Source organism: Billgrantia sp. Q4P2, from assembly GCF_052806135.1.
The window spans coordinates 145,315-168,771 of sequence record NZ_JBRBAI010000006.1; the positions used below are offsets into that span (position 1 = coordinate 145,315).

Genomic DNA, 23,457 nt, shown 5'->3' on the forward strand with positions numbered 1-23,457 from the left:
AGTGGAATCATGAACATGACCTTCCTGCAGGAGCTGTTCAACAGCATCACCCAGCGCGATGCCCGGCTATGGCGCCGGCAGGGCGAGCTCAGCGCGCCCGACCACGCCCAGATGCTGGCGGCCTGCCACGCACTGCTGGAAAGCGACGGCGAGGCCTCGAGCATCAGCCTGGCCAGCCGCGCGCTGTCCATGTACAACCGGCTGACGGAAGACGAACGCACACGCTTCTTCGAGGGGCTGGCCAGCGAGTTCGCCGCCGACCCGGCGCGCATCGACCAGGCCTACGAGACCTATCGAGAGGCCCGCGACAACCCCAGCCTGCATGCCTTGTTCGACGCCTGCGAGCCGCGCCGCCAGGAGCTGTTCCGGCGCCTCAACCTGGCCAGCAACGGTACCTATGAGCTGGTGCGCATGCGCGAAGGGCTGCTGGCACGGTTGCGCGACCGGACCAGTGACGACAGGCAGGAGTTGGCCGCCATCGACGCCGACTTCGCCCACCTGTTCGGCTCGTGGTTCAACCGCGGCTTCCTGATGCTCAAGCGCATCGACTGGAATACCCCGGCCTCGATCCTGGAGAAGATCATTCGCTACGAGGCGGTGCACGAGATCCGCGACTGGGACGATCTGCGCCGGCGCCTCGACGCCCGCGACCGCCGCTGCTTCGCCTTCTTCCACCCGGCCATCGGCGACGAGCCGCTGATCTTCGTCGAGGTGGCGCTGTGCAAGGGCCTACCCGACCGCATCCAGCCCATCCTGTCGGGCGAGAGTGCCGGCGAGCGCAGCATCGACGACCCCGAGGCCGCCGATGCCGCCGCCTTCTTCGGCATCAGCAACTGCCAGACCGGCCTGCGCGGCATCTCCTTCGGCAACTTCCTGATCAAGCAAGTGGTGCAGGAACTCAAGCTGGAGCTGCCGCAGCTCAAGTATTTCGTCACGCTCTCCCCGGTGCCGGGATTTGCCCACTGGCTCGCCGAGCAACGCGATGACGGCACCCTGCCCGACGAGCTGGGCCAGGTGCTGCACGAACTCGACGCCACCGACTGGCATCTCGACCCCGCCCAGAGCGAACGCCTCAAGGCGGTGGTCAAGCCGCTTGCCGCCCGCTACCTGGTCGAGGAGAAGAATGCCCGCGGCCTGCCGCTCAACCCGGTGGCACGCTTCCACCTGGGCAACGGCGCCGAGCTGCATCGCATCAACTGGCTCGGCGATATCTCGCCCAAGGGCTTGAAGCAGGCCGCCGGCCTCATGGTCAACTATCTCTACGTGCTCGACGACATCGAGCGCAACCATGAAAACTACACCGCCAACGCCACCGTGGTCTGTTCCAACGAGGTCCGCGACCTCAACCGCCGCGCCCGGAAGATGGCCAAGGGAGAGCCTGCCAAATGAGTCACAACCTCTTCGAAACCTTCGCCGCCCGCATGCGCGACCGCGGCAATGCCGATTTCATCACTACCCGCGAAGGCCGTCGCTACTCCTACCTCGATGCCCTGGACGCCAGCGCCCGCCTGGCCGGCGCCCTGGTCGAGCTGGGCGTAGCCCCCGGCGATCGGGTCGCGGTGCAGGTCGACAAGAGCCCCGAGGCGATCCTGCTCTATCTCGCCTGCCTGCGTATGGGCGGCGTCTACCTGCCGCTCAATACCGGCTACACCGCCGACGAGATCCGCTACTTCCTCAGCGACGCCGAGCCGGCACTGTTCGTCTGCCGCCCCGCCGCCTTTGATGCGGCCCGCACGGTGGCAAGCGAGAGCGGCTGCCCGGCGGTGGAAACCCTCGGCACCGAGGCCGACGGCAGCCTGATGGCACTGGCCGAGCGGGCCCAGCCGTATGCGAACATCGAACCGCGCGAGAGCGACGATCTTGCCGCGATCCTCTATACCTCGGGCACCACCGGGCGCTCCAAGGGCGCCATGCTGACCCACCGCAACCTCGGCTCCAACGCCGCCACCCTGGTGGAGGCCTGGCGTTTTACCGCCGAGGACCGCCTGATCCACGCCCTGCCCATCTTCCACACCCACGGCCTGTTCGTCGGTTGCAACGTCACGCTGATGGCCGGCTCGAGCATGCTGTTCCTGCCCAAGTTCGATGCCGACGTGATCTTCGAAGAGCTGCCGCGCGGCACGGTGATGATGGGCGTGCCCACCTTCTATACCCGCCTGGTGGCCGACGAGCGCCTCACTCCCGAGGTGACCGCCAACATGCGCCTGTTCGTCTCCGGCTCCGCCCCGCTCACCGCCGAGACCCACCAGGCCTTTGCGGCAAAGACCGGGCACGCCATTCTCGAGCGCTACGGCATGACCGAGACCAACATGAACATCTCCAACCCCTACGACGGCGAGCGCCGTGCCGGCACCGTGGGCATGCCGCTGCCGGGGGTGGAGTACCGCATCACCGACCGCGAGACCCACGCACCGGTGCCCCAGGGCGAGATCGGCATGCTCGAGATTCGCGGCCCCAACGTCTTCATCGGCTACTGGCGCATGCCCGAGAAGACCCGCGAGGAGCTGCTGGAGGACGGCTTCTTCGTCACCGGCGACCTGGCCATGACCGATGAGCAGGGCTACGTGCACATCGTCGGTCGCGACAAGGACCTGGTGATCTCGGGGGGCTACAACGTCTATCCCAAGGAGGTCGAACAGGTGATCGACGAGCTGGAGGGCGTGGCGGAATCGGCGGTGATCGGCGTGCCGCACCCGGACTTCGGCGAAGGCGTGACCGCCGTGGTGGTGTCCGAGCCGGGGGCTACGCTGGAGGAGCAACAGGTGCTCGAGCATCTCGAGGGGCGGCTGGCGAAGTACAAGCAGCCCAAGCGGGTGTTCTTCGCCGATACCCTGCCGCGCAACACCATGGGCAAGGTGCAGAAGAACGAGCTGCGCAAGCGCTATCAGGACACCTATCGCTGACCACACGTTAGCCACACCAGGCGTGGCCGGCCGATGTACCGGCCGGCCGCGCTTCGGGCGCTACACCACCAGCGGGGTGACGAAGAAGGCGATCAGGAACGCCGTTGCCAGGCGCATCACGATGCCCAGCACGGCGGCACCCATGGCCTCGCGCTCGGAAAGATCGGAGCTTTCCGCCCACACCACCGGCACCTGGCCGAACACGGCCGACAGCGGCAGGCCGGAGGAAGCCAGCACGAACGAGCCCACCACCAGCGAGGGATCGAGGTCGGAAGCAATGCTCTGCAACTGCCCCATTGCCAGCGTCGGGCTCACCAGCACCGACAGCACGCCGGTTTCGGGATGGATGTTGAACAGCAGCATGACCTGGCCCAGCCCCGCCTCGATCGGCGCCCAGATGCCGACATGGTCGAGCACGCCGATCACGGCGAAGACCAGTGCCACGGCGGGAATCAGGATCAGCAGCAGCAGCTCGACGCCTTCCCGCGCGGCGCTGAACAGCGTGGGCATGAAGTCACGGTCGGGAGTGAAGGTCGGCAGATGGCCGATCTCGACCCGCTTGACGTCGCGATAGAGCACCTTCGACAGGATCAGCGGCACGATCACCAGCGGCAGGAACACCGCCAGCAGCACCACGGCAAAGACGTTCACCCCGGCGAAGGTCAGCGCCATCAGCCCCAGCATGAAGGTGGAGAACGACTGCTGCGACTGCACCATGGTGGCCACGGCGAGCTTCTGCTCGTCCTTGGTGGCGCCTGCCTTCTTGAGGATCGGCCCGGAGATCTTACCCGCCGCGTTGATGTCGCCGAAGATGTTGTAGACGCTCGGAATGATCACCGCCGGGTTGACGCCCAGCAGCTTCATGGCCGGCACGAAGATGCGCACCAGCGCGTCGGTGAAGCCCAGCCGCTCCAGCAGCCGGCCGATGATCACGCTGACGATGATCGCCGTGCCGACCACGCCGGTGAGGAAGACGTCGACCACCACGGGCCGCACGGAGTCGAGAATCGAATTGAACAGCCCCGAGAGGCTGGTGGGGGAAAGCAACAGCATCAGCAGGCAGATGCACAGCAGTACGATGCCGACCACTTCGATGCGCTTCCAGGCCCGCTTGCTCGCCGGTAACCCGGCATCTTTCTTGTCAGGGGTGGTTTCAGGGGTAGTCACTGAGGTTTTCATGACAGTGCCTCTATTGTTATTGAAGGGACGCTTGGGCAGAACTCATGCAGAAGCTGTGGATAACGTGTGGTGAATGGGGGAGAGAATAACGGCATTCGGCCGGGTCAGGTCTCGCTCAACGCATGTTTTCCCAGCAAGTGGCTTGACGCCATCTCGCGGGCATAGGCCTGCATCGCCTCATTACCTACCCGGCGCACCGGCGTGGAGGTGACCCGATCGCGGAACAGCACCACCTCCACCCCCTCGAGCAGTTCGTCCAGGACATGGGCCAGGGGCAGCCCGTTCTCCAGGATCTCCATCACGTGGCAGTTGCCGACCAGGAAGTTGAGCCCCAGCTCACGGGCCGTCTCGATCAGTGCATGCCCCGCATAGACCCGGCTGATCGAGGCCAGCACCGTATCCACGCCGGGGTTTTCCGCCACCGCCTGGCGCAGGTTCTCCGGCGAGAAGCCGGTATGCGGGAAGATATGCAGTATGTTCTCGACCCGGCTGTCGCGCTCGCCGAGGTGAATGAAGCCGCGGGTCTCCACACTGGTCTCGCGGATCTCCTCGATACCACGCACCAGCCGCTCCTCGGCCAGCAGGGCACGGTCCTGGTCCAGTGCCATGAAGCCGTCCAGGCGGTCGAGGATGTCGCCCAGGGTGGCGATACCCGGCAGCGCCCGGCCCACGAACATGATGTTGCCGTGAACGCCACCGTAGGAAATGCTGCCCTTCAGCACCCTGTGCCCGTGCAGGTAGGGAATCCCGGGGTGCAGGCCATGAAAGGCCTCGTGGCACTCCAGCCCCGCCACGTCATAGAGATCGAGGTAGTTCTTCAGCGTCACTCCGCCACAGCTGGCGGCATCGGCGATGGGGTGGTGCGCCACGATGGCGTCCACGCCAGTGGCTCCCGCCAGTTCGATCACCAGCTCCGTCATGGTCATGCATACGGCGATCTTCTGCACCTCCTTGTTCGGGTCGCCGTAGATCAGCCCCGGGATTTCCAGCACCTCCTTGCCGTAGATGCCGGAAGACTTGAGGATCACGAAAGGGTGCTTCCCGCTCTTGACCTCCTCCATGGACGAAACCGTCCTGCCGCCCGTGATCACGCTCATTGCATTGACGATATCCGCTACCTTGGCCATCGCATTTCTCCTCTCTTAGCCACAAAAAAAAGACCGCCAGCACAGCAGGAGGCCTGATGCCTCCAACTGCGCTGACGGTCTCGAGCACTCGCCTTCTCAGGGCGAGTTCACATCACCAGTCAACGTCTTGCCTTCAGATTTGCGGACCATGCCCGACGCAGGTGGCGTCAGAGGTAGTCGCGCACATCTTTCTTCATTACCACCACGGTGGCGGAGAGCTCGGCCTCGGCGTCGTAGTCCTTGAAGATGGACAGGACCTCGAAACCGTACTTCTCCACCAGCAGTTGCCTGAATTCGTGCTTGAATCCCTTGATGAGATAGTGGTCTGCCAGCTCGCTCACGTTGCTGTTGAGCCCGTTGAGGTAACCCAGCGCCGGAACCCGCTTGTGCAGGGCGATGACGAGGATCCTGTCACCCTCGATATCGACCTTCTGACGCACCACGCCGATACCGAAGATACGGTGGTTGACCTCGTTGTAGTCCTTGATCAGCTCCTGCTTGAGCGCTCCCAAGGAGCTGATGCCCAAAGCGCTCATATCCCAAGAACTCGTGCCAAGGTGCGCATAGATCGACCCCGTTTCGGCTCGGCCAGCCAGAACGACTGGTATACCAACATCTCTCAAAGGCCAGACTAGCCAAGCGCAAAAAACCTGTCAACAGAAAATAATCGATTATTCACAAAGTCACGAAAGACCAAGTAGATTAATGAAAACAGCGTAATAAAAAGGACCTGTCAGACTTTTCCCTCTTATCCAGGATGTCCTTCATGGCAACTGTTGCATGGACCGTCACCAGGCCAAGGGGGATCAGGTATACCATCAGCACGAGCGGCCAGACGAAGCGCCCCAGGCCCGCTCTTGCCGCCCCGCTACGGGGTGCCCGCTGCCATGTGTACCGTATCACCGCGCAGGTGGTTGACGCAGTGGGCATCGCCCTGATCGGCGCCGTGTGGGCCTGGCAATATCGGCTGAACCGAAGCAAATTAGGAGCTTCTTCATCACCTGCGGCCAGCAAGGAGCCTGCCCAATGAAGATCGTGATCCCCGACGACTACCAGGACTGCGTGCGCCACCTGGATGCCTTCGCCAAGCTGGAGGGGCATGACGTCACCCTCTACAACGACACCGTGACCGACGAGGACGCTCTCGTGGAGCGCTTCCAGGACGCCGATGCCCTGGTGCTGATTCGCGAGCGCACGCCGATCACCGAGCCCCTGCTGGCCAGGCTGCCCAAGCTGAAGGCGATCAGCCAGACCGGCGGCGGCGCGGCCCACGTCGACATGGCCGCCTGCAAGCGCCAAGGGGTCACGGTCATGGCCGGCACCGGCTCACCCTATGCTGCCGCCGAACTCACTTGGGGCCTGGTGCTGGCCGCCATGCGCCACATTCCCGAGGAATTCGAGAACCTCAAGGCCGGCCGCTGGCAGCGCACCCTGGGCACTGGGCTCAAGGGCCGCACCCTGGGAATCTTCGGCTACGGCAAGATCGGCAAGCTGATCGCCCGCTACGGCCAGGCCTTCGAGATGAACGTGCTGGTATGGGGCCGCGAGGGTACCCGCGCCCGCGCCGCCGAGGCCGGCCTCGAGGTGGCGGGAAGCCAGGCCGAACTGTTCGAACGCAGCGACGTGCTGAGCCTGCACCTGCGCTTGAACGCGGAAACCCAAGGCATCGTCACCACCGAGGATCTTTCCCGCATGAAGCCCAGCGCCCTGCTGGTCAACACCAGCCGTGCGCCGCTGATCGCCCCGGGAGCGCTGGAAGACGCGCTGCGCGAAGGCCGCCCGGGCCGGGCTGCGGTGGACGTGTTCGAGGAGGAGCCGGTGACGAGCCATCCTCTGCTCGCGCTGCCCAACTTCCTCGCCACGCCGCACCTGGGCTACGTGGAGAAGGACAGCTACGAGCTCTACTTCGGCGATGCCTTCGACAACCTGCTGGCCTTCGAGGCGGGCCGGCCGGTAAAGAACCTGGCCGAGTGAACGGCCGAGTGCAAGGAGAGGCAACGCCATGACGTCATCAGGCCAGAACGGCCCGCAGGGCCTGGCCACCTACCGTGAAGTCATCGCCGCCTATCGCGAGGAGCAGCAGGCCGGCAGCTGAGCCCCCGCCCAGGGCATGAGCGCCGATATCTCGGTGGAGCACACCGCCACCCCGCTGCATGCCGGCGCGCTGCGCTACTACCGCGAGATCGGCATCGAAGTGCCGGACGCGCTGGTGCCGCCCGAAGCGCAATGAACGCGCCGTTCGCAGCGACAACGCCGCCGGACTACGTCAGCAGCATGGGCTATTGGCGCGAGGGCAAGGTGTCGGGGTGGGAATTTTCCCACCGAACCAACCGGCCGACACCCTGCCCCGGCAATAACGGGGAGTGGCTTGGTGGGCGATCAATAGGCGTTTTCTTCGGTTCGAGGGGCTGCCGCCGGTAGGGCAGCGGGGCTCCATAGCGGAGCCCGGGAGCCCGTCTCGGCCAGGGTGAAGGACCCCACCGCCTCGGCCAGGCGCAGCGACTGCTCCTCGAGCCGCTCGGCGGCGGCGCTCGACTGTTCGACCAGGGCGGCATTTTCCTGGGTCATGCGATCCAGCTCGGCGACCGCCACATTGACCTGGCCGATGCCGTCGCTCTGCTCGCCGGTAGCCGCGGTGATCTGCTGGAGCATGGCACTCACCCGGGAGACGCTGGTGACGATCTCCTCCATGGTGGTGCCGGCCTGGCTGACCAGCTCGGTGCCGTCGCGCACCTTGGCCCCCGAAGCCTCGATCAGGGCCTTTATCTCACACGCCGCCGCTGCCGAACGACTGGCAAGCTGGCGCACTTCGCCGGCCACCACGGCGAAGCCACGCCCCTGTTCACCGGCGCGGGCCGCCTCCACCGAGGCGTTCAGCGCCAGCAGGTTGGTCTGGAAGGCAATGCCATCTATCACCGTGACGATCTCGGCGATCTGGCGCGAGGCATCGGAGATCCCGTCCATGGTTTCCACCACCCGAGACACCACCTCGCCACCACGTGCAGCAACTTCGGAGGCCGTCTGCGACAGGCCATTGGCCTCACGCGCGGATTCGGCAGTGTGCTCCACGGTACTGGTGATCTCCTCCATCGAGGCCGAGGTTTGCTGCAGGCTGGCAGCGGCAGTCTCGGTACGCCGCGACAGATCCTGGCCGCCGCTGGCAATCTCGGTGGTGGCGACACGCACCGCCTCGCTACTCACGCGCACCTCGAGCAACACATCATGGATCTTGTCGGCGAAGGCGTTGAACTGAATGGCCAGCTCGGCGCTCTCGTCGCGACCCTCGACCGGCAGGCGCTGGGTCAGGTCACCGTCGCCGGTGGCGATCTCACGCATGCGACCCGCCAGCTCCCGCAGCGGCCTGGCAATGCCACCTCCCACCAGCCAGATCGCTATCAGGCCGAGGCCGGCGACCAGCAGCCCCACCAGGCCCATGCCCAGCAAGTGCTGGCGGCGCTGGTCGCCCAGGGTACGCTGCAGGGCGCCCAGCTCGGCCAGTACCGCCTCCCGCGGCAAGCGGGTGAGCAGCACCCAGGGCGCCTGGTCGTCGCTGACGCTGAAGGGCAAGTAGAGTTCGAGCATGCCGTCGGCATTCTCTATCCGCTGCATCTCGCCGCTGCGCTGGGCCTCGACAATACGCTCCTGCACCGCATCGCCCATCACCTCTCCGGCCGCTTCCCCCAGGGAGCCGTCATCGGCGGTATAAGCCGCCACGCTGCCCAGCGAGGCAATCAGTGCCATCTCGCCGGCCCCGTCATAAAGCCCCTGGTTAGCCTGGGTCAGGAGTTCCTGGGTGAAATCCACCGACATGTCGACACCGGCGATACCGCGGAACTCACCCTCCACCACGATCGGTACATTGAAGGAGGTGACCATGCGCATGACCCCCGCATAGTCGTAGGCAGCCGGATCGATGATGCAGGGAGCCAGGGTGTCGCGCGGACAGAGGTAGTATTCGCCCCGTCGCATGCCGTTGCCCAACGGTGCCTCGCTCTCCATGTTCTCCTCATTGAGAACGCCCAGTCGCATGCTGCCATCGGCCTCCCGGACCCACCAGGGCCGGAAGCGCCCACTGCCCTCGGCGAAGCCGGTCTCGTGCCCGGCATAGCGGGCATCGGCGCCGAAAGCGTCTGGCTCCCAGCCGATATAGGCGTCCAGGAGTTCTGGAGTCTCGACCACCGTGTGACGTACCAGGCTGGAAAGCTCCCCGCGGCTCAGGCGCAGCTGAGGGCGGCCGTTGTCTCCCGGTATGCCCATGAGGGCATTGGTATGGGCCAATTGGCTGGCCAGGGTCAGGGCCCGGTCCAGTTCGTTGCGAATGCGCTCGGCCTGGACGTGGGCCAGCGAGGAGAGACGTTCGTCGATGCCACTCTCGAGCAGTGATTGGGTATGTTCGGCCACCACGTCCTGGGTGCGCGAAGCGGATACCAGCGAATAGCCTACCAGGGCGGCCGTCACGGCCAGAAGGCAAGCACCGGCCAGGGCGACGACGAGCAGTCGAAGAGAGCGGAATCGTAAGCGCATGGGGGGACTCATTATAGTTATGAGAGGCAGTTCCAAGGCTGACCATAGTGCTTTCATGGGTGTAAAGACGTAGTCAAAACGACTGAGAGTTTGGTATTCGCGCCACTGTCGGCAGCCGCGTGCTGTCGCGCCGTTCGGTCGTGGGCGCAAAAACAGGACACCTTGTGCCAAGCGCGCTAGCCTCAGAAAACCCTACGCAACGGACGTGAGGATGCCTCCATGCCCAAGTGCATCACCTACTACCTCAGCCTGGTATCGCCCTGGACCTACCTGGGCCATGCGCGGCTCGGTGAGATCGCCGCCCGCCACGGCGCCACCATCGACTATGTGCCGATCACGCTCAGCGCGATCTTCCCCAGGACCGGCGGGCTGCCGCTGCCCAAGCGGGCGCCCGAGCGCCAGGCCTACCGCATGGCGGAGCTGAAGCGCTGGCCGCAGCAGCTTGGCATTCCCCTCAACCGGCAACCCAAGCACTTCCCCACCGACGACCGCCCGGCGGCGCGCCTGGCACTGACCGCCAAGGCCCAGGGCCACGACATCGCCGAGCTGACACTGGCCATCCTGCGGGCCTGCTGGGCCGAGGAGCGTGATGTCGCCGACCTCGACACGCTACGCGAGATCGCCGACGCCTGCGGCCTGGACGGCCAGGCGCTGCTGGAGGAGTCGGAATCGGACGTGGGGCAGCAGCGCCTCGATGAGGCCTGCGAACGGGCCGTCGCGGCAGGGTGCTTCGGTTCCCCGTGGTACGACATCGAGGGTGAGCCCTTCTGGGGTCAGGACCGCCTGGAACTGGTGGAAAAGAAACTGGCCGGCGAACTGTGAGTCAAACCGGCATGCACTCACTCAGCCCCCAGGGACTCGCCATCGTCGACGAGCTCGCCGAGCGTCACGATTTCAGTCGCGACGCCATTGCGCACATGGTATTGGCCGTGGCCGACGGTGGTGGCCAGATGGCGATGTTTTCGCATCCCGAGTTCGGCGGCCCCGGCCAATGGATGCAAGGTGGCATGCTGATGCTGAGCGACCCTCTCAACCATGCCTTGAACGCTCGCGTGGATGCGCTGTGCCACGAGATTGGTAAGAGGGTTGGTGGGATGGCTGGTGGGATAGCTGGTGAAATAGCTGCCCATCAGTCGGCTTGGCCCGCCGCGGAAGGGAACACTGCCTGGTGGCCGGCGGAACTCGGCACACCCAACGCGACCGGCGAGCAGAACGGTTTACGCTATGCCTACTTTGCCCAGGCTCGGCGCCTCGTCGTGCAGACCGGAGATTCCACCCGGGTCTATGACACCCTGGACCATCGCATCCATGGCTTTGCCCAGCAGCAAGGAAGCCAGGGCCGGTTTACCGTGACCAGCCAGCACGGCGACGTCGACCTCGCGAGCCTGCCGGTGATTTCCATCAGAAAACAGCCGCCGAGCTAGGCTCTGTCCGAAAACTGGCTGCGCTCGGCCATACGGCGTTAAAAATAGGCTCAAAGTACTCATTTACACCCCGTAAACTCCATCTTTTCGCCAATTTTTTTTCCTTGCGACCCACAGGGATGTGGGAAGTGCGTTGGCCCGTAGGGAACGGGCCTAGCCCTGGCCTTCGCTCGCCGACTTTTCAGACAAAGCCCAGGAAGCGTCTCAAGCCACGAAAGGATCTACCGGCGTGCACGGCCCAAACGCGGCCTCGATGACCTCGGCAGCCTCAAGCACCAGGTCGTCGCGAAAGCGGTCGGCGTACAGCTGAACGGCCATCGGTGCGTTGTCGATCGGCCGGGTCGGTAACACGGCAGCGGGCGGCAGATCTCGCTCCCCCTTCATTTCACGCTGGGCATCCGCCGCGTCCGCCGCCTCACGAGCCGACGTGCACAGCATGACAGTGACGGCATTGAGCGCCGGATTGACCGCCTCGATCCGCGCCAGATGCGCATCGATCACCTCGCGGCTCGATACTTCCCCGGACCTGATGAGGGCCGCCAATGTCGTGGCGGACTGCCGCCAGAGGTCGTGCGAATGGCTCGGGGCCTGGGGCAAAGAACCCTTGTTCATGATTTCACTTCCTTTGTGGCCGTGGCACCCGCTAACTGAGGCGGCACGGGATGCGATCCTGCATCGTCAAGACGTGTTGGCTTCGGCGCGGGCAAGTCGTCCGCAGAACAGCCGATAGATGGCCCGCCGCGCAGCGGGGCCTCTCCCAGCAGGATAGTCGCTCATGACGGCGCCCGACCGGCGATTCTCTACGACCGTGCGAGGACAGCAGAAACGTGCAAAGCGCCGCACGTCTGGGCAAGCCCTGCCGCCCATGACCTTCCATCATGTTCTCGATGAGCCTGCACAGGGGCTCGTCCTCGTCCCTGAAACATGACAGGAGGTCACCACCATGAGACTTCGCAGCACTTTTGCGCTCTTGCTTGTCCTGGCTCTCGCCCCTGGTGCTGCATTAGCCGAACGCCCGTCCCCGGAGGAAGAGCCTCTGATGACACGTTCCGACAGCAGCACGACACCGTTGGTCAAGCGCAGCTTCGACGAGCTGGATACCGACCACGACGGCCGGCTCTCGCCTGTCGAAACCGCTGGTGCAGCGCTGACCGATTCGTTCTGGGAGCTCGACCGCAACCGCGACGGCTATCTCAATCGCCAAGAGCATGACTATCACCCCAACTGATTGCTCGACTCAGCTCGTATCGACGCGGGTGCCTAGGCACTCGCGCCTGTGTTTGGGGGAGACAATTCAGCTGATCGGCAGGCTCGAATGGGAACGGGCGAGGTTTGGGCTGGCCTATACTTCTTATCGGCCCGTTCAACGGAACCAGAAACCCTCTGAGCGACAGGGATATCCAGTCACCCTGGGCTTCGCTCTTTCGGGGTCGATGCGATGACGCAGCTTTCGATCAGGATGCCCCGACCGCCGAGCCTCGTGCCCGAGGTGCGCGAACGGCTGGCTAAACTGCTCGACGATGCCGAAGCCGCCTTGATCAACGATCAGGAAGCGGCCCGCGCCAGCCTGGCCCAGGCCCTTAACCTGCTGACCCAGGCAACGGCGAATCCCCTGCCGGAACCTAGTCTTCATGGCGGGCTCGTCGGCTGGCAGATCAGGCGCGTCGCCGCCTTCGTCGATGCCCACCTGGACGCGACGATTCACGTCAAGGAGATGGCGGCCGAAACACGCCTCAGCCTCAGTCACTTCTCGCATGCCTTCAAACTGACCTTCGGCGAACCGCCCTTGGCCTACGTGACGCGCAGGCGCTTGGCCCGTGCCTGCGAGATGATGCTCGCCGGCAACGCGCAGCTCTCCCGTATCGCCCACGAGTGCGGTTTCTACGACCAGCCGCACTTCACCCGCCACTTCCATCGCCGGCTGGGCATGACCCCGCAGAGCTGGCGGCGCCTGCACTCCCAGGGCCCGGTGGACTGAGCTGGCGGCCCCCGGCCTGCTTGCCGCCGCGACCAATGCCACGCCCCGCTATACCGGCCGCTCAAGCCCAAACAGATCACTCGTACGGGCATAGTCGCTGCCCGCCATGCGCCCGATGGGCTTGAGCGCGTCTACCGAGACATGGCGGCCATTCCATATCGCATCGTCGATGTGGATCGATACCACCTCCGCCAGCACCAGGCAGCCCGCCATGGGCTGATCGCCGAATCGCACGATCTCGCGTAGCCGACACCCGAAGGCCACCGGCGCCGCGGCCACCCGCGGCACCGAGAGCCCCGGCATGGCAATTTTCTCCAAGCCCGCCAGGGCGAACTCATCCTCTCCTGCCGGCAGGCTGGCGCTGGTAGCGTTCATCTCGTTGACCAACGCCTCGCCGCTGATGTGCACCACGCACTCCGGCACCTGCTCCAGGTTGCGAATGGTGTCCTTGGGCTGACCTTCGCCATTGAGCAGCGGCGAGAAACCCAGCACCGGCGGCGCCACGCTCACCACGTTGAAGAAAGAGAACGGCGCCAGGTTGGTGTTGCCGTCACGATCGTGCGTCGACACCCAGGCGATGGGGCGCGGGCAGATGGTGCCGCAGAACAGGCGATAGATGGCCCCGCTGCTCAGCGGCGCCTCTTCCAGCAGATAGTCGCTCATGGCCAGCCCTTATTGTCTTCGGTGAGGGTCTACCATCCTACACCGCTCGACAGGCTGCTCAATGCAGCTGCGACAGGCCGTCCACGGACTCGTGTCCATATCGATGGGCCCAAAGTCTCTATGGGTGACCGGCTTTCCACTTCCGCGGCGATTGCCCGGATTGTGCCTTGAACGCACGGGAGAGCGCGGCTTCACTACCGTAACCAACCTCGGTTGCGATCACTTTCAGAGGCCGCCCGCGCAGCAAGGCCTTCTGTGCCAGCCGCACGCGCCAGCTTTGTAAGTACTGCCCCGACGTAACGCCTACCGTCTCGCGAAAGGTCGTGGCGAATACGCTGCGCGACATGCCGGCAACATTCGCTAGTTCATCCAGTGTCCACGCCTGCTCGGGCTTCTCATGCATAGCCACCAGTGCGTTGCGCAGGCGCGGATGCGACAAGCCGGACAGCAGGCCGCCGTGCACTTCGCCACTGGCCATCAGTTGGCGCAAAACCTGGATCATCACCACCTCGAACAGGCGCTCGACCAGCGCGACGCGTCCGCATCGCTGCTCGAACGCCTCCTCGAATAACAACATGAGCACCGGCTCGGCGCCGGCAATCTCTGCCAGCGGCAGGCAGGCGACGTCCGGTAGCGCCGATGCGATCGGATTGCCTGCGCCGCCCTCGAACGACAGGTTTGCGCAGACCATGTCCGCACCACGCTCGGGATCGGTGACGAAGCGATGCGTCAGCGGTCGTGGAAACAACAACAGACTCGGTCGTTCGACCTGCAGTAACTCCCTGCCGTACCGCACCTCAACTGCCCCCCTGCGCACCAGATGCAACTGTCCGTGGGCGCCGTCATTTCGCAGTGTGTTGGTACCGCACAACGGCCCCGCATTGAACACCTGCGCTCTCACCGGGAAGTGCGTCATCAGCGCCGCAAGCCTGTCCACCACGACCGTACTCCTGATCAAGTTTTTAGGACTTTACACCACCAATTGTATCGATATGACGCGCAGAATACATCTCACCGGGTAACACCACCCGGCCACTCAACTGAACAGGAACGACTGCCATGACTATCGAAAAAATCCTTTACGCCGCCACCGCTACTGCCACAGGGGGCCGCGAAGGCCGCGCCACCTCCTCCGACAACATACTCGACGTGCAGCTGTCGACCCCGCGCGAACTGGGCGGCGCTGGCGGCCCCGGCACCAACCCGGAGCAGTTGTTCGCCGCCGGATACTCGGCCTGCTTCCTCGGCGCACTGAAATACGTTGCCGGCAATCAGAAAGTCGCACTGCCCGCAGCCACCAACGTCACCGCCAAGATCGGCATCGGCCAGATTTCCACCGGTTTCGGTATCGAAGCAGAACTGACCATCGCCGCCCCCGGCCTTAACCGCGACACCCTGCAAGACCTGGTCGACCAAGCCCACATCGTCTGCCCGTACTCCAATGCGACGCGCGGAAACATCGACGTGACGCTGCTCATAGCCGATTGATTTCACATCACCACTTTTCTTTCTTTCGATCGAACACTGGAGATATCGCATGAACATCACCACCAGTACCTTCGCTGCCGGCTTGCTCGCCATCACCCTGCAGGCCGGCGACACAGCGCAGGCCGCCACGCCCGCAAGCATCGCAGCCGGCGCCAGCGTAGATGGCAACTACGTGATTACTGCCGAAGGCGTGCGCCTCTACTACAAGGATTGGGGCCCGAAGGAGGGCCCGGTCGTCACCTTCAGCCATGGTTGGCCGCTGAATTCGGACAGCTGGGAATCGCAGATGCTCTTCCTGGCCGACCAGGGCTACAGGGTGGTTGCCCACGACCGCCGCGGTCATGGCCGCTCCAGCCAGCCCTGGGACGGCAACGACATGAACCACTACGCCGACGACCTAGCGGCTGTAATCAATGCCCTTGACCTCAAGGACATCACCGCTGTCGGGTTTTCCACGGGCGGCGGCGAAGTGGCACGCTACATCGGCCGTCACGGTACCGAACGGGTCAAGAAGGCCGTGCTGGTTAGTGCCGTGCCGCCGCTGATGCTGCAGACTGCCGACAATCCGGACGGCCTGCCGCTGGAAGTCTTCGACGGCATCCGCCAGGCCTCACTGGAAAATCGGTCGCAGCTGTACCTCGATCTCGCATCCGGCCCGTTCTACGGCTTCAACCGCCCTGGTGCCGAGGTCTCGCAAGGTCTGATCGACAGCTGGTGGGCACAAGGCATGCAAGCTGGTCACAAGAACACCTACGATTCCATCGCCGCGTTCTCGGCCACCGATTTCCGCGAGGACCTGAAGAAATTCGATGTGCCCACTTTGGTCATCCACGGTGACGACGACCAGATCGTGCCACTCGACATCTCTGGAAAGGCGTCTGCCGAGCAAATCCAGGGTGCAGAGCTGATCGTCTATTCCGGCGCACCGCATGGCCTGACCGACACACACAAGGAACGCTTCAACCAGGATCTCCTTGATTTCCTCAAAGACTGAAAACAGCCAATGGTCGGGAGAAACAGGCCAGTGCGCCCAGCTCCCGACCATAAAACTAGCGGGGATGCCGCACCACCCTCAATGCGACACTGCCAGGTTTGCCACCCGTTCAGGTGGCAACAGCGCCAGCGAGGCCTTCATTTCACGCACTTCCTCGCCGGGCGGCCGGCCGAAGAAGCGCTTGAACTCGCGGCTGAACTGCGACGCACTCTCGTAACCCACCCTGGCGGCGGCCGCCGCTGCAGGCAGGCCGTCGCGAATCATCAGCATCCGCGCCTGATGCAGCCGCGTCGACTTGATGTACTGAAGCGGTGAGGTTTGCGTCACCGCCTTGAAGTGCACATGGAACACCGCAGGGCTCATGCCGACTTCACTTGCCAGGCGCCCCACCTCCAGGGGCTCGGCGTAATCCGCGTGGATGCGGTGCAATGCCTTGGCGATTCTGCCGAATTGGCCCTGCTGGGCCAGCGCCGCGCGTACGCTGCCGCCCTGCTCCCCGACCAGTACGCGGTAGCAGATCTCCCGCACGATATCGGGCCCTAGCACTTGCGCTTCCATGGGCGAGGCCAGCGCCTCGAGCAGCCTGAGCGTGGCATCCGACATGGGCACGCCAAGCGGCGTGGAAATCATGCCCCGTGGCGGCACCGAGCGGGCGTCCTCCTGATCCAGCAGCAAGACCAGCTCCGCCACCATGGCCATGTCCAATCGAATCGATATGGCCAGCAGCGGCTCCTCGGGGCTGGCCTCGGTTTCCGAGGTAAAGGGCAGCGGCACCGACAGCACGAGATAGTGCAGGGCATCGTAGAGATACACCTCATCGCCCAGGTAGCCCCGCTTGCGGCCCTGGCAGACGATGACGATGCTCGGCTCGTACAGTACCGGCGTATGCTTCAAGGGGCGGTTCGAACGCATGAAGCGCACGCCTTCCAGTAAGGATTGGGTGTAGCCCTCGTGCGGCGCAAGCCGGTAGAGCCGTTCGATCATCCGTTCCTGAGTTGGCGAACCAGTATGCGCCGCCATCTGAAGCCTCCTTAGCCCCGACTGCGAAACTCATGTTTAGGCAACAACAATCGCTAAATTCCGCTCACAGAACAAATCCTCAATAGAAATAGGCAATATTTCCAGAGGAATGACCCTGTTGGCATCGTCGCTGCCTCCCTAGGCTTGTCCATGACAACATCCTAAGGAGTCCCATCATGAGCAAAGTCATTCTTCTCACCGGCGCCAGCAGCGGCATTGGCGAGGCCACCACCCGGTTGCTGGCCAAACAAGGCCATCATCTGGTCATCGGCGCACGCCGCACCGAGCGGCTGGAAGCGCTGGCCCAGGCCATTCGTTCCGAAGGCGGCAGCGTGGAGTACCGCGCGCTGGACGTCACTCGGCGCGAAGACGTGCAGGCCTTCGCCGATGCCGCGCTGGAATTGCACGGGCGCATCGACGTGATCATCAACAATGCCGGGGTCATGCCGCTCTCGCCCCTGGCCTCACTCAAGGTCGACGAGTGGGACCGCATGATCGACGTCAACATCCGCGGCGTGCTGCATGGCATCGCCGCCGTACTGCCCACCATGCAGGCTCAGGGCAGCGGACAGGTGATCAACATCTCCTCCATCGGCGGGCTCTACGTGGTGCCCACCGGCGCCGTCTACTGTGCGACCAAGTACGCCGTGCGGGCTATTTCCGACGGGCTGCGCCAGGAGAACGACAAGCTCCGCGTCACCTGCGTCTATCCCGGCGTGGTCGAGTCTGAGCTGGCCGATACCATCACCGACCCCGGCGCCGCCGAAGCGATGAAGAGTTTCCGCGAGATAGCGCTCAAGCCCGAGGCCATCGCCGCTGCCATTGGCCATGTCATCGCCCAGCCGGAAGAGGTGGACACCAGCGAGATCGTGGTTCGCCCTACCGCCAGCGCATGAGCACGAAAGCCCTGCTCCTGAGCCCGATCCTTGCCGCTGCGCCTCCCCAACCAGGGGAGGCTGCAGCCCCAACCGGAGACATCAGCATGGCAGACCACCCCTATGTGGGCATGTGGGTCACCGACGACGGCCACATTCGCCACGAACTGCTGCCTAACAACCGCTACGACGAAGCCCGCGGCGAGCGCGAGAGCGCCTACCAGGGCCGCTACCGCGTGAGCGGCAATTACATCGAATACTGGGACGACACCGGCTTCACCGCCGACGGTGAATTCATCGACGGCGTGCTCTATCACGCCGGCATGGTGTTACGGCGAGAAGCGCCCTGAGGTCTCTCAAGGTGAACGCTCGGCAACCTCCAGCACGTGGGTGATGGCCTGCGCCTTGCCATCCCACACATAGCGGAGATGCGGGCCCTGAACGGGTATGCTCAGCGCCGGCGGGCGCAGCACCGCCGCACACTCATGCCCTGGCTGCCTGACGCTGTTGTAGAGAATGCCCCACGCCCCCTCCGCCCTGAGACGCGAGGCGGATGCTTGGCCCCTTGGATAGGTAGCCGGGTCCGGGTCGTGCAGCTCGGGGTAACCCACGCGCGCATCATGCAGCGCCCGGGTAATGGTGTTGATATAGGTCCGCATGGTGACTTCGACGCTGGCCTCGCGGGTCGCCGCCAGGAACTCGGCCATGTGAAAGCGGGTCTCGGCAATCGCCGCATCCAGCGTGCTGGCGCAGTAGTAGACCCCGTAGCTGCCGTCGGTGAAACGCGATGGCCGGCCGATGTGGGTAAAGGCCGCCATGATGGGAGAGGAGCCGGGGCCAGCGACACGATCATGGGGCGGCACACGGTTCAGTTGTCCGGCCTCCTCGAGCAGCCTGTCGTTGGTCATCGCCTCGATGGCAAAGGCCAACTCCAGATCTTCCGAATCCAGGGTGTCCTCGAACACCGCGATCGGCGGATAGGCGCTGTTGATGATACGAAAGGAATTTCTCCACGCCGGGAGGCAGGTCTCCACCCCGCTCATCCCCGGACACTGTCCAGGTAGCGACGGGTATCCGCCAGGTCCACCACGCGGCCATGCAGCATGTACTCGAGGGCCGACTGCCCATTGAACGGCGCTGCGGTATTCGCCTTGTGCACCCATTCATAGGCCTTGTCGGGGCTGCTGCTGAAGAGGATGCGCAGCGCCTTGTGGATCCCCATGAGGTAGGAGATTCGCTCCAGGGTGTCATGTGGCAGACGGACTTGAGGCAGCTTCTTGTACTTGTGGTAGGTGGTATTGCCGATACTGCCCAGCAGGATGCGTTGCTGGGCCGGTGTACAACCCCATAGCCCCATGACATTGAAGAAGAACTTCAAGGCCACGCGACCGGCCTCGGGGCTGGCCGTATCAGGGCGTTCAAGCCGTTGTTCAGCGTTCATGGGTTTGCTCCTGCGGGAATGACAGTCCGCATATGAACTATAGTAAAAATTAACTTCGCATGCGAATCTTCATGCATCAGCCGCGTTTATCCGCCTACGCTTTTGCGGCACCATGAGGCCTTGCCTCACCTCCCGAGCAAGGACCCGCCATGCCGTTCGCCGCCCCCCAGGAGAATGCCCTTACCCCCGGCTTCATGGTCGTTCACGGCAACCGCCTGGAGGACCTGCGCGGCGTGGCGGTGGAGTGGATGAAGCGCCACCCGCTGGCGCCGCTGGAGAATGAGACGATCCTGGTGCAAAGCAACGGCATCGGCCAGTGGATGAAGCTGGCGCTGGCCGCCGACGAGGCCGACGGCGGCAGCGGCATCGCTGCCGCGCTGGACGTCACCCTGCCGGCGCGCTTCCTGTGGCAGGCCTACCGCGCGGTGCTCAACCACGTGGAAGGCGACCCCAACGCGGTGCCCATCACCTCGCCCTTCGACAAGTCACACCTGATCTGGCGGCTGCTGCGCCTGCTGCCGGAGCTGATGCCGCGGGAGGAATTCGCCCCGCTGCGCCGCTTCCTAGAAGGCGACAACGACCTGCGCAAGCATCACCAGCTCGCCGAGCGCCTGGCCGACCTGTTCGACCAGTACCAGGTCTACCGCGCCGACTGGCTCGACGCCTGGGGCCGCGGCGAGGACGTGCTGATCTCCGCCCGCGGCCAGGCCAGCCCGCTTCCCGACACCCAGCGCTGGCAGCCCGCCCTCTGGCGGGCGCTCATCGAGGACGTGGGCGACGACGGCGTGGCCTCCAGCCGCGCCATGGTGCACCGCCGCTTCCTCGAGGCGGCGCGCCAGCTCGACGGCAACAACCGCCCCGTTGGTCTTCCAAGGCGGGTGATGGTGTTCGGCATCTCCTCGCTGCCGCAGCAATCGCTGGAAGCGCTGGCCGCCATCGCCCGCTGCAGCCAGGTGGTGCTGTGCGTGCACAACCCCTGCCAGCACTACTGGGCCGACATCATCGAGCACAAGGACCTGCTCCGCGCCCAGCGCTACCGGCAGCGGCGCAAGGAAGGCATGCCCGCCCGGCTCGACGTGCTCGGCGATGGTGACGGCGAGGAAAGCCTTCATCTGCACGCCCAGCCGCTGCTGGCCGCCTGGGGCAAGCAGGGCCGCGACTACCTGCGCCTGCTCGACGAGCACGACGACGCCCAGCAATACGAGCGCCTGTTCGCCGCCGACTCGCTGCGCATCGACCTGTTCGAGCCCTTCGTGCGCGAGGGGAACGGCCGGCTGCTGCAGCAATTGCAGGACGACATCCGCGAGCTGCGCCCGCTGCACGAGACCCGCGACACCTGGCCGGCGGTGGACCCGAGCCGCGACGACTCCATCGTCTTCCACGCCGCCCACAGCCCCCAGCGCGAAGTGGAGATCCTCCACGACCAGCTGCTCGCCGCCTTCAGCGCCGACCCCGGCCTCAAGCCCCGCGACGTGATCGTGATGGTGCCGGACATCGACCACTACGCGCCCCACGTGCAGGCGGTCTTTGGCCAGTTGGAACGCGACGACCCGCGCTACATCCCCTTCACGCTCTCCGACCAGGGCAGCCGCCACCGCCTGCCGCTGCTGATCGCGCTGGAGAAGCTGCTGCGCCTGCCGGAGCTGCGCCTCTCGGTGAGCGACCTGCTCGACTTGGTCGACGTGCCCGCCCTGCGCGCACGCTTCGGCATCGAGGAAGACGACGTACCCACCCTGCGCCGCTGGATCGAGGGCGCCGGCATCCGCTGGGGACTCAACGCCGGCCAGCGCGGCAGCCTCGACCTGCCACAGGGCATGGAGCAGAACACCTGGGCCTTCGGCCTGCGCCGGCTATTGCTGGGCTACGCCGTGGGCGAGGCCGCCAGCGGCCCGTGGCAGGGCATCGAACCCTTCGACGACATCGGCGGCCTGGAAGCGGCGCTGGCCGGCCCCCTGGCCGCGCTGCTGGAAACCCTGGAGCAGCAGTGGCGCAGCCTGCGCGAGCCCACCGACGTGAGCGGCTGGGTACAGCGCCTGCGCGCCCTGCTGGAGGCGAGCTTCCTCGCCGACACGCCCGAAGACAGCCTGATGTTGGCCCAGCTCGAACAGAAACTTCAGGAGTGGCAGGAGAGCGCCGAAGAGGCCGGGCTGACCCGCGAGCTTCCGCTCTCCGTGGTTCGCGAGCACTGGCTGGGGCAGATCGACGAGTCGAGCCTGTCGCAGCGCTTCATGGCCGGGGCGGTGAACTTCGCCACCCTGATGCCGATGCGCGCCATCCCCTTCAAGCGCGTCTGCCTGCTGGGCATGAACGACGGCGACTACCCGCGCAGCCAACCGCCGATGGACTTCGACCTGATGAACGGCGACTACCGCCCCGGCGACCGCTCGCGCCGCGAGGATGACCGCTACCTGTTCCTCGAAGCGCTGCTCTCCGCCCGCGAGCAGCTCTATGTGAGCTGGGTGGGCCGCAGCATCGTCGACAACGGCGAGAAACCGCCATCGGTATTGGTCGGCCAGCTACGCGACCACCTCAAGGCCGGCTGGCGACTTTCCGACAAGGGCGAAAGCGACGCCAGCGACCTGCTCGACGCCCTCACCACCGAGCACCCGCTGCAGCCGTTCAGCCGCACCTACTTCCCCAGCGAGGCGCAACAGGCCGAGCGCGACGTGGCGGCCCGGCGGCTGTTCACCTACGCCCACGAGTGGCGCGAGGTGCATGGTGAAGCGGCCCCGGCAGCGGCGCCCCTCGACCTGGAGCCATACACGCAAGACGCCCCGCTGACTATCACGCAGCTAGGGAGCTTTTTGAGAGACCCGGCCCGCGCCTTCTTCACCACCCGCCTCAAGGTATTCCTCGAGCGCGAGGACATCGTCAGCCTCGACCACGAGCCCTTCGCCCTGGACGGCCTCTCCAACTGGCAGCTGCAGGACCTGCTGATCCGCGAGCAGCGCCGCGCCGTGGACGAAGGCCGCGAGCGCCTGCCCGCCATGCTCGACACCCTCGACCGCCTACAGGGCCAAGGCGTGCTGGCCATGGGCGCCTTCGGCGAGCGCATGCGCGAGCAGCTCAGCGAAACGATGGAGTCGCTGTTCGAGGCCTACGAGGAAGCTCTGGAAGAGTGGCCTCACGCCATCGAGGAGCCCGAACCGGTGCAACTCAGCGTGCCCGGCGCCCCGCCCTTGGAAGATTGGCTCGACGAACTGCGCGTGAGCGAATCAGGCGAGCGCTGCCGCCTGGTGCTTGCCAGCAGTAGCCTGGTCAAGAAAGGCAAGTACCGCTGGCAGCACATCCTGCGCCACTGGGTCGCGCACCTGGCCGGGCACCTGGAGGGGCAGGCCATGACCACACGACTGCTCTCCAAGGCCGGCCACGTCACCCTGCCGCCCCTCGACCCGGAAGCCGCCCGCGGCCACCTGCGCGAGATCGTTAAATCCTGGCAGGCCGGCATGCAGATGCCGCTGCCGCTGGCCTGCGATACCGCCTTCGTGTGGCTGAGCAAGCTGGGCACGCCCGAAACCGAGCGCGACAGCGACGCCTGGCACGCTGCCCGCAAGACCTACGAGGGTGACGACTACAACGCCGGCGAGGCGGGCCGTAACGCCTACCTCGCTCACCGCTGGCCCAGCTTCACCGCGCTATATGAAGCCCGCCAGGACAGACTCGGCTTTGCCGAACTCACCGAGCGGCTGCTCGCCCCGGTTCACCTGGCCGTGAAGGGGGACCAAAAACAAGCGTTATCACCCAGCCTCCGGCGATAAACAGTCGCAATTCGACTTCTCAACCAACGCGACATGACACTGGCTCAGCCTAATGGCGAACCAACGCGCCTTCCCCCACCGTT

At 64.9% G+C, this 23,457-nt stretch carries 22 protein-coding genes; 12 read left to right on the forward strand and 10 right to left on the reverse strand.

Features of this window, described 5'->3' with window-relative positions; translation table 11 throughout:
• Nucleotides 1-9 precede the first annotated feature (9 nt).
• Both ACUY1T_RS12460 and ACUY1T_RS12465 read left to right on the forward strand, forming a co-directional pair.
• Nucleotides 10-1,389 (forward strand): malonyl-CoA decarboxylase, encoded by a 1,380-nt coding sequence (locus tag ACUY1T_RS12460; RefSeq protein WP_446023234.1) that lies wholly within the window; start codon nt 10-12, stop codon nt 1,387-1,389.
• Complete coding sequence (locus ACUY1T_RS12465; RefSeq protein ID WP_446023236.1) at nt 1,386-2,903, forward strand: malonate--CoA ligase; 1,518 nt, start codon at nt 1,386-1,388, stop codon at nt 2,901-2,903. The genes ACUY1T_RS12460 and ACUY1T_RS12465 overlap by 4 nt, the downstream gene beginning before the upstream one ends.
• A gap of 60 nt (nt 2,904-2,963) precedes the next feature.
• On the opposite strand, the gene ACUY1T_RS12470 is transcribed toward ACUY1T_RS12465, so the two are convergent.
• The 3 genes from ACUY1T_RS12470 to ACUY1T_RS12480 all read right to left on the reverse strand — a co-directional run bounded on the left by ACUY1T_RS12470 (nt 2,964) and on the right by ACUY1T_RS12480 (nt 5,745).
• Nucleotides 2,964-4,082: a hypothetical protein gene (locus tag ACUY1T_RS12470; protein WP_446023238.1), complete on the reverse strand. Its 1,119-nt coding sequence runs from the start codon at nt 4,080-4,082 to the stop codon at nt 2,964-2,966.
• Between the two features lie 104 nt (nt 4,083-4,186).
• Entirely contained in the window at nt 4,187-5,209 is a 1,023-nt protein-coding gene (locus ACUY1T_RS12475; RefSeq protein WP_446023240.1) for a Nif3-like dinuclear metal center hexameric protein, read from the reverse strand.
• A gap of 167 nt (nt 5,210-5,376) precedes the next feature.
• Entirely contained in the window at nt 5,377-5,745 is a 369-nt protein-coding gene (locus ACUY1T_RS12480; RefSeq protein WP_446023242.1) for a DUF2294 domain-containing protein, read from the reverse strand.
• 490 nt (nt 5,746-6,235) lie between these two features.
• On the opposite strand from ACUY1T_RS12480, the gene ACUY1T_RS12485 reads away from it, so the two are divergent.
• Nucleotides 6,236-7,183 (forward strand): D-2-hydroxyacid dehydrogenase family protein, encoded by a 948-nt coding sequence (locus tag ACUY1T_RS12485; protein WP_446023244.1) that lies wholly within the window; start codon nt 6,236-6,238, stop codon nt 7,181-7,183.
• A 405-nt stretch (nt 7,184-7,588) separates the two neighbouring features.
• On the opposite strand, the gene ACUY1T_RS12490 is transcribed toward ACUY1T_RS12485, so the two are convergent.
• Nucleotides 7,589-9,733: a methyl-accepting chemotaxis protein gene (locus tag ACUY1T_RS12490; protein ID WP_446023246.1), complete on the reverse strand. Its 2,145-nt coding sequence runs from the start codon at nt 9,731-9,733 to the stop codon at nt 7,589-7,591.
• 219 nt (nt 9,734-9,952) lie between these two features.
• Between ACUY1T_RS12490 and ACUY1T_RS12495 the strand changes: the two genes are divergently transcribed.
• Both ACUY1T_RS12495 and ACUY1T_RS12500 read left to right on the forward strand, forming a co-directional pair.
• Nucleotides 9,953-10,555 carry a DsbA family protein gene (locus ACUY1T_RS12495; protein WP_446023248.1) on the forward strand — a complete coding sequence of 201 codons (603 nt, stop codon included), beginning with the start codon at nt 9,953-9,955 and terminating at the stop codon, nt 10,553-10,555.
• An 11-nt stretch (nt 10,556-10,566) separates the two neighbouring features.
• A complete protein-coding gene (locus ACUY1T_RS12500; protein WP_446023250.1) occupies nt 10,567-11,157 on the forward strand; it encodes an SHOCT domain-containing protein in 591 nt (196 codons plus the stop codon).
• A gap of 204 nt (nt 11,158-11,361) precedes the next feature.
• On the opposite strand, the gene ACUY1T_RS12505 is transcribed toward ACUY1T_RS12500, so the two are convergent.
• Nucleotides 11,362-11,769, reverse strand: coding sequence for a hypothetical protein (locus tag ACUY1T_RS12505; protein ID WP_446023252.1), 408 nt, complete (start codon nt 11,767-11,769; stop codon nt 11,362-11,364).
• Nucleotides 11,770-12,196: 427 nt separating this feature from the next.
• Between ACUY1T_RS12505 and ACUY1T_RS12510 the strand changes: the two genes are divergently transcribed.
• Both ACUY1T_RS12510 and ACUY1T_RS12515 read left to right on the forward strand, forming a co-directional pair.
• A complete protein-coding gene (locus ACUY1T_RS12510; protein WP_446023254.1) occupies nt 12,197-12,385 on the forward strand; it encodes a hypothetical protein in 189 nt (62 codons plus the stop codon).
• A 210-nt stretch (nt 12,386-12,595) separates the two neighbouring features.
• Nucleotides 12,596-13,135 (forward strand): helix-turn-helix transcriptional regulator, encoded by a 540-nt coding sequence (locus ACUY1T_RS12515; protein ID WP_446023256.1) that lies wholly within the window; start codon nt 12,596-12,598, stop codon nt 13,133-13,135.
• Nucleotides 13,136-13,183: 48 nt separating this feature from the next.
• Here the strand turns inward: ACUY1T_RS12515 and ACUY1T_RS12520 are convergent, their stop codons facing one another.
• Entirely contained in the window at nt 13,184-13,798 is a 615-nt protein-coding gene (locus tag ACUY1T_RS12520) for a flavin reductase family protein (RefSeq protein ID WP_446023258.1), read from the reverse strand.
• Between the two features lie 118 nt (nt 13,799-13,916).
• Nucleotides 13,917-14,738 carry a cupin domain-containing protein gene (locus tag ACUY1T_RS12525; RefSeq protein WP_446023260.1) on the reverse strand — a complete coding sequence of 274 codons (822 nt, stop codon included), beginning with the start codon at nt 14,736-14,738 and terminating at the stop codon, nt 13,917-13,919.
• Nucleotides 14,739-14,857: 119 nt separating this feature from the next.
• Between ACUY1T_RS12525 and ACUY1T_RS12530 the strand changes: the two genes are divergently transcribed.
• Complete coding sequence (locus ACUY1T_RS12530) at nt 14,858-15,286, forward strand: organic hydroperoxide resistance protein (protein ID WP_446023262.1); 429 nt, start codon at nt 14,858-14,860, stop codon at nt 15,284-15,286.
• Nucleotides 15,287-15,335: 49 nt separating this feature from the next.
• On the forward strand, nt 15,336-16,280 hold the full coding sequence (locus ACUY1T_RS12535) for an alpha/beta fold hydrolase (RefSeq protein ID WP_446023264.1): 945 nt from the start codon (nt 15,336-15,338) through the stop codon (nt 16,278-16,280).
• A gap of 78 nt (nt 16,281-16,358) precedes the next feature.
• On the opposite strand, the gene ACUY1T_RS12540 is transcribed toward ACUY1T_RS12535, so the two are convergent.
• Entirely contained in the window at nt 16,359-17,300 is a 942-nt protein-coding gene (locus tag ACUY1T_RS12540; protein WP_446023266.1) for an AraC family transcriptional regulator N-terminal domain-containing protein, read from the reverse strand.
• Between the two features lie 176 nt (nt 17,301-17,476).
• Here ACUY1T_RS12540 and ACUY1T_RS12545 point away from each other — a divergent pair, with 176 nt between their 5' ends.
• Nucleotides 17,477-18,196, forward strand: a complete 720-nt coding sequence (locus tag ACUY1T_RS12545) for an SDR family oxidoreductase (protein WP_446023268.1) — start codon at nt 17,477-17,479, stop codon at nt 18,194-18,196.
• Between the two features lie 86 nt (nt 18,197-18,282).
• Nucleotides 18,283-18,525, forward strand: a complete 243-nt coding sequence (locus ACUY1T_RS12550; RefSeq protein ID WP_446023270.1) for an Atu4866 domain-containing protein — start codon at nt 18,283-18,285, stop codon at nt 18,523-18,525.
• A 6-nt stretch (nt 18,526-18,531) separates the two neighbouring features.
• Here the strand turns inward: ACUY1T_RS12550 and ACUY1T_RS12555 are convergent, their stop codons facing one another.
• The gene (locus tag ACUY1T_RS12555; RefSeq protein ID WP_446023272.1) at nt 18,532-19,209 is read right to left on the reverse strand and encodes an RES family NAD+ phosphorylase; all 678 of its coding nucleotides are present in this window, start codon (nt 19,207-19,209) and stop codon (nt 18,532-18,534) included.
• Nucleotides 19,210-19,214: 5 nt separating this feature from the next.
• Entirely contained in the window at nt 19,215-19,616 is a 402-nt protein-coding gene (locus tag ACUY1T_RS12560; RefSeq protein ID WP_446023274.1) for an MbcA/ParS/Xre antitoxin family protein, read from the reverse strand.
• Nucleotides 19,617-19,765: 149 nt separating this feature from the next.
• Here ACUY1T_RS12560 and recC point away from each other — a divergent pair, with 149 nt between their 5' ends.
• On the forward strand, nt 19,766-23,374 hold the full coding sequence (recC, locus tag ACUY1T_RS12565; protein WP_446023276.1) for an exodeoxyribonuclease V subunit gamma: 3,609 nt from the start codon (nt 19,766-19,768) through the stop codon (nt 23,372-23,374).
• Nucleotides 23,375-23,457: the final 83 nt, after the last annotated feature.

Excerpts from the sequence above, each read along its gene's own strand:
- ACUY1T_RS12500 (WP_446023250.1), top strand. The coding sequence starts at position 10,567 with ATGCACTCACTCAGCCCCCAGGGACTCGCCATCGTCGACGAGCTCGCC.
- ACUY1T_RS12530 (WP_446023262.1), top strand. The coding sequence starts at position 14,858 with ATGACTATCGAAAAAATCCTTTACGCCGCCACCGCTACTGCCACAGGG.
- ACUY1T_RS12480 (WP_446023242.1), bottom strand. The coding sequence starts at position 5,745 with ATGAGCGCTTTGGGCATCAGCTCCTTGGGAGCGCTCAAGCAGGAGCTG.
- ACUY1T_RS12475 (WP_446023240.1), bottom strand. The coding sequence starts at position 5,209 with ATGGCCAAGGTAGCGGATATCGTCAATGCAATGAGCGTGATCACGGGC.
- ACUY1T_RS12485 (WP_446023244.1), top strand. The coding sequence starts at position 6,236 with ATGAAGATCGTGATCCCCGACGACTACCAGGACTGCGTGCGCCACCTG.
- ACUY1T_RS12495 (WP_446023248.1), top strand. The coding sequence starts at position 9,953 with ATGCCCAAGTGCATCACCTACTACCTCAGCCTGGTATCGCCCTGGACC.
- ACUY1T_RS12545 (WP_446023268.1), top strand. The coding sequence starts at position 17,477 with ATGAGCAAAGTCATTCTTCTCACCGGCGCCAGCAGCGGCATTGGCGAG.
- ACUY1T_RS12505 (WP_446023252.1), bottom strand. The coding sequence starts at position 11,769 with ATGAACAAGGGTTCTTTGCCCCAGGCCCCGAGCCATTCGCACGACCTC.
- ACUY1T_RS12535 (WP_446023264.1), top strand. The coding sequence starts at position 15,336 with ATGAACATCACCACCAGTACCTTCGCTGCCGGCTTGCTCGCCATCACC.
- ACUY1T_RS12520 (WP_446023258.1), bottom strand. The coding sequence starts at position 13,798 with ATGAGCGACTATCTGCTGGAAGAGGCGCCGCTGAGCAGCGGGGCCATC.
- ACUY1T_RS12515 (WP_446023256.1), top strand. The coding sequence starts at position 12,596 with ATGACGCAGCTTTCGATCAGGATGCCCCGACCGCCGAGCCTCGTGCCC.
- ACUY1T_RS12550 (WP_446023270.1), top strand. The coding sequence starts at position 18,283 with ATGGCAGACCACCCCTATGTGGGCATGTGGGTCACCGACGACGGCCAC.
- ACUY1T_RS12490 (WP_446023246.1), bottom strand. The coding sequence starts at position 9,733 with ATGCGCTTACGATTCCGCTCTCTTCGACTGCTCGTCGTCGCCCTGGCC.
- ACUY1T_RS12560 (WP_446023274.1), bottom strand. The coding sequence starts at position 19,616 with ATGAACGCTGAACAACGGCTTGAACGCCCTGATACGGCCAGCCCCGAG.
- ACUY1T_RS12510 (WP_446023254.1), top strand. The coding sequence starts at position 12,197 with ATGACACGTTCCGACAGCAGCACGACACCGTTGGTCAAGCGCAGCTTC.
- ACUY1T_RS12470 (WP_446023238.1), bottom strand. The coding sequence starts at position 4,082 with ATGAAAACCTCAGTGACTACCCCTGAAACCACCCCTGACAAGAAAGAT.
- recC (WP_446023276.1), top strand. The coding sequence starts at position 19,766 with ATGCCGTTCGCCGCCCCCCAGGAGAATGCCCTTACCCCCGGCTTCATG.
- ACUY1T_RS12460 (WP_446023234.1), top strand. The coding sequence starts at position 10 with ATGAACATGACCTTCCTGCAGGAGCTGTTCAACAGCATCACCCAGCGC.
- ACUY1T_RS12540 (WP_446023266.1), bottom strand. The coding sequence starts at position 17,300 with ATGGCGGCGCATACTGGTTCGCCAACTCAGGAACGGATGATCGAACGG.
- ACUY1T_RS12465 (WP_446023236.1), top strand. The coding sequence starts at position 1,386 with ATGAGTCACAACCTCTTCGAAACCTTCGCCGCCCGCATGCGCGACCGC.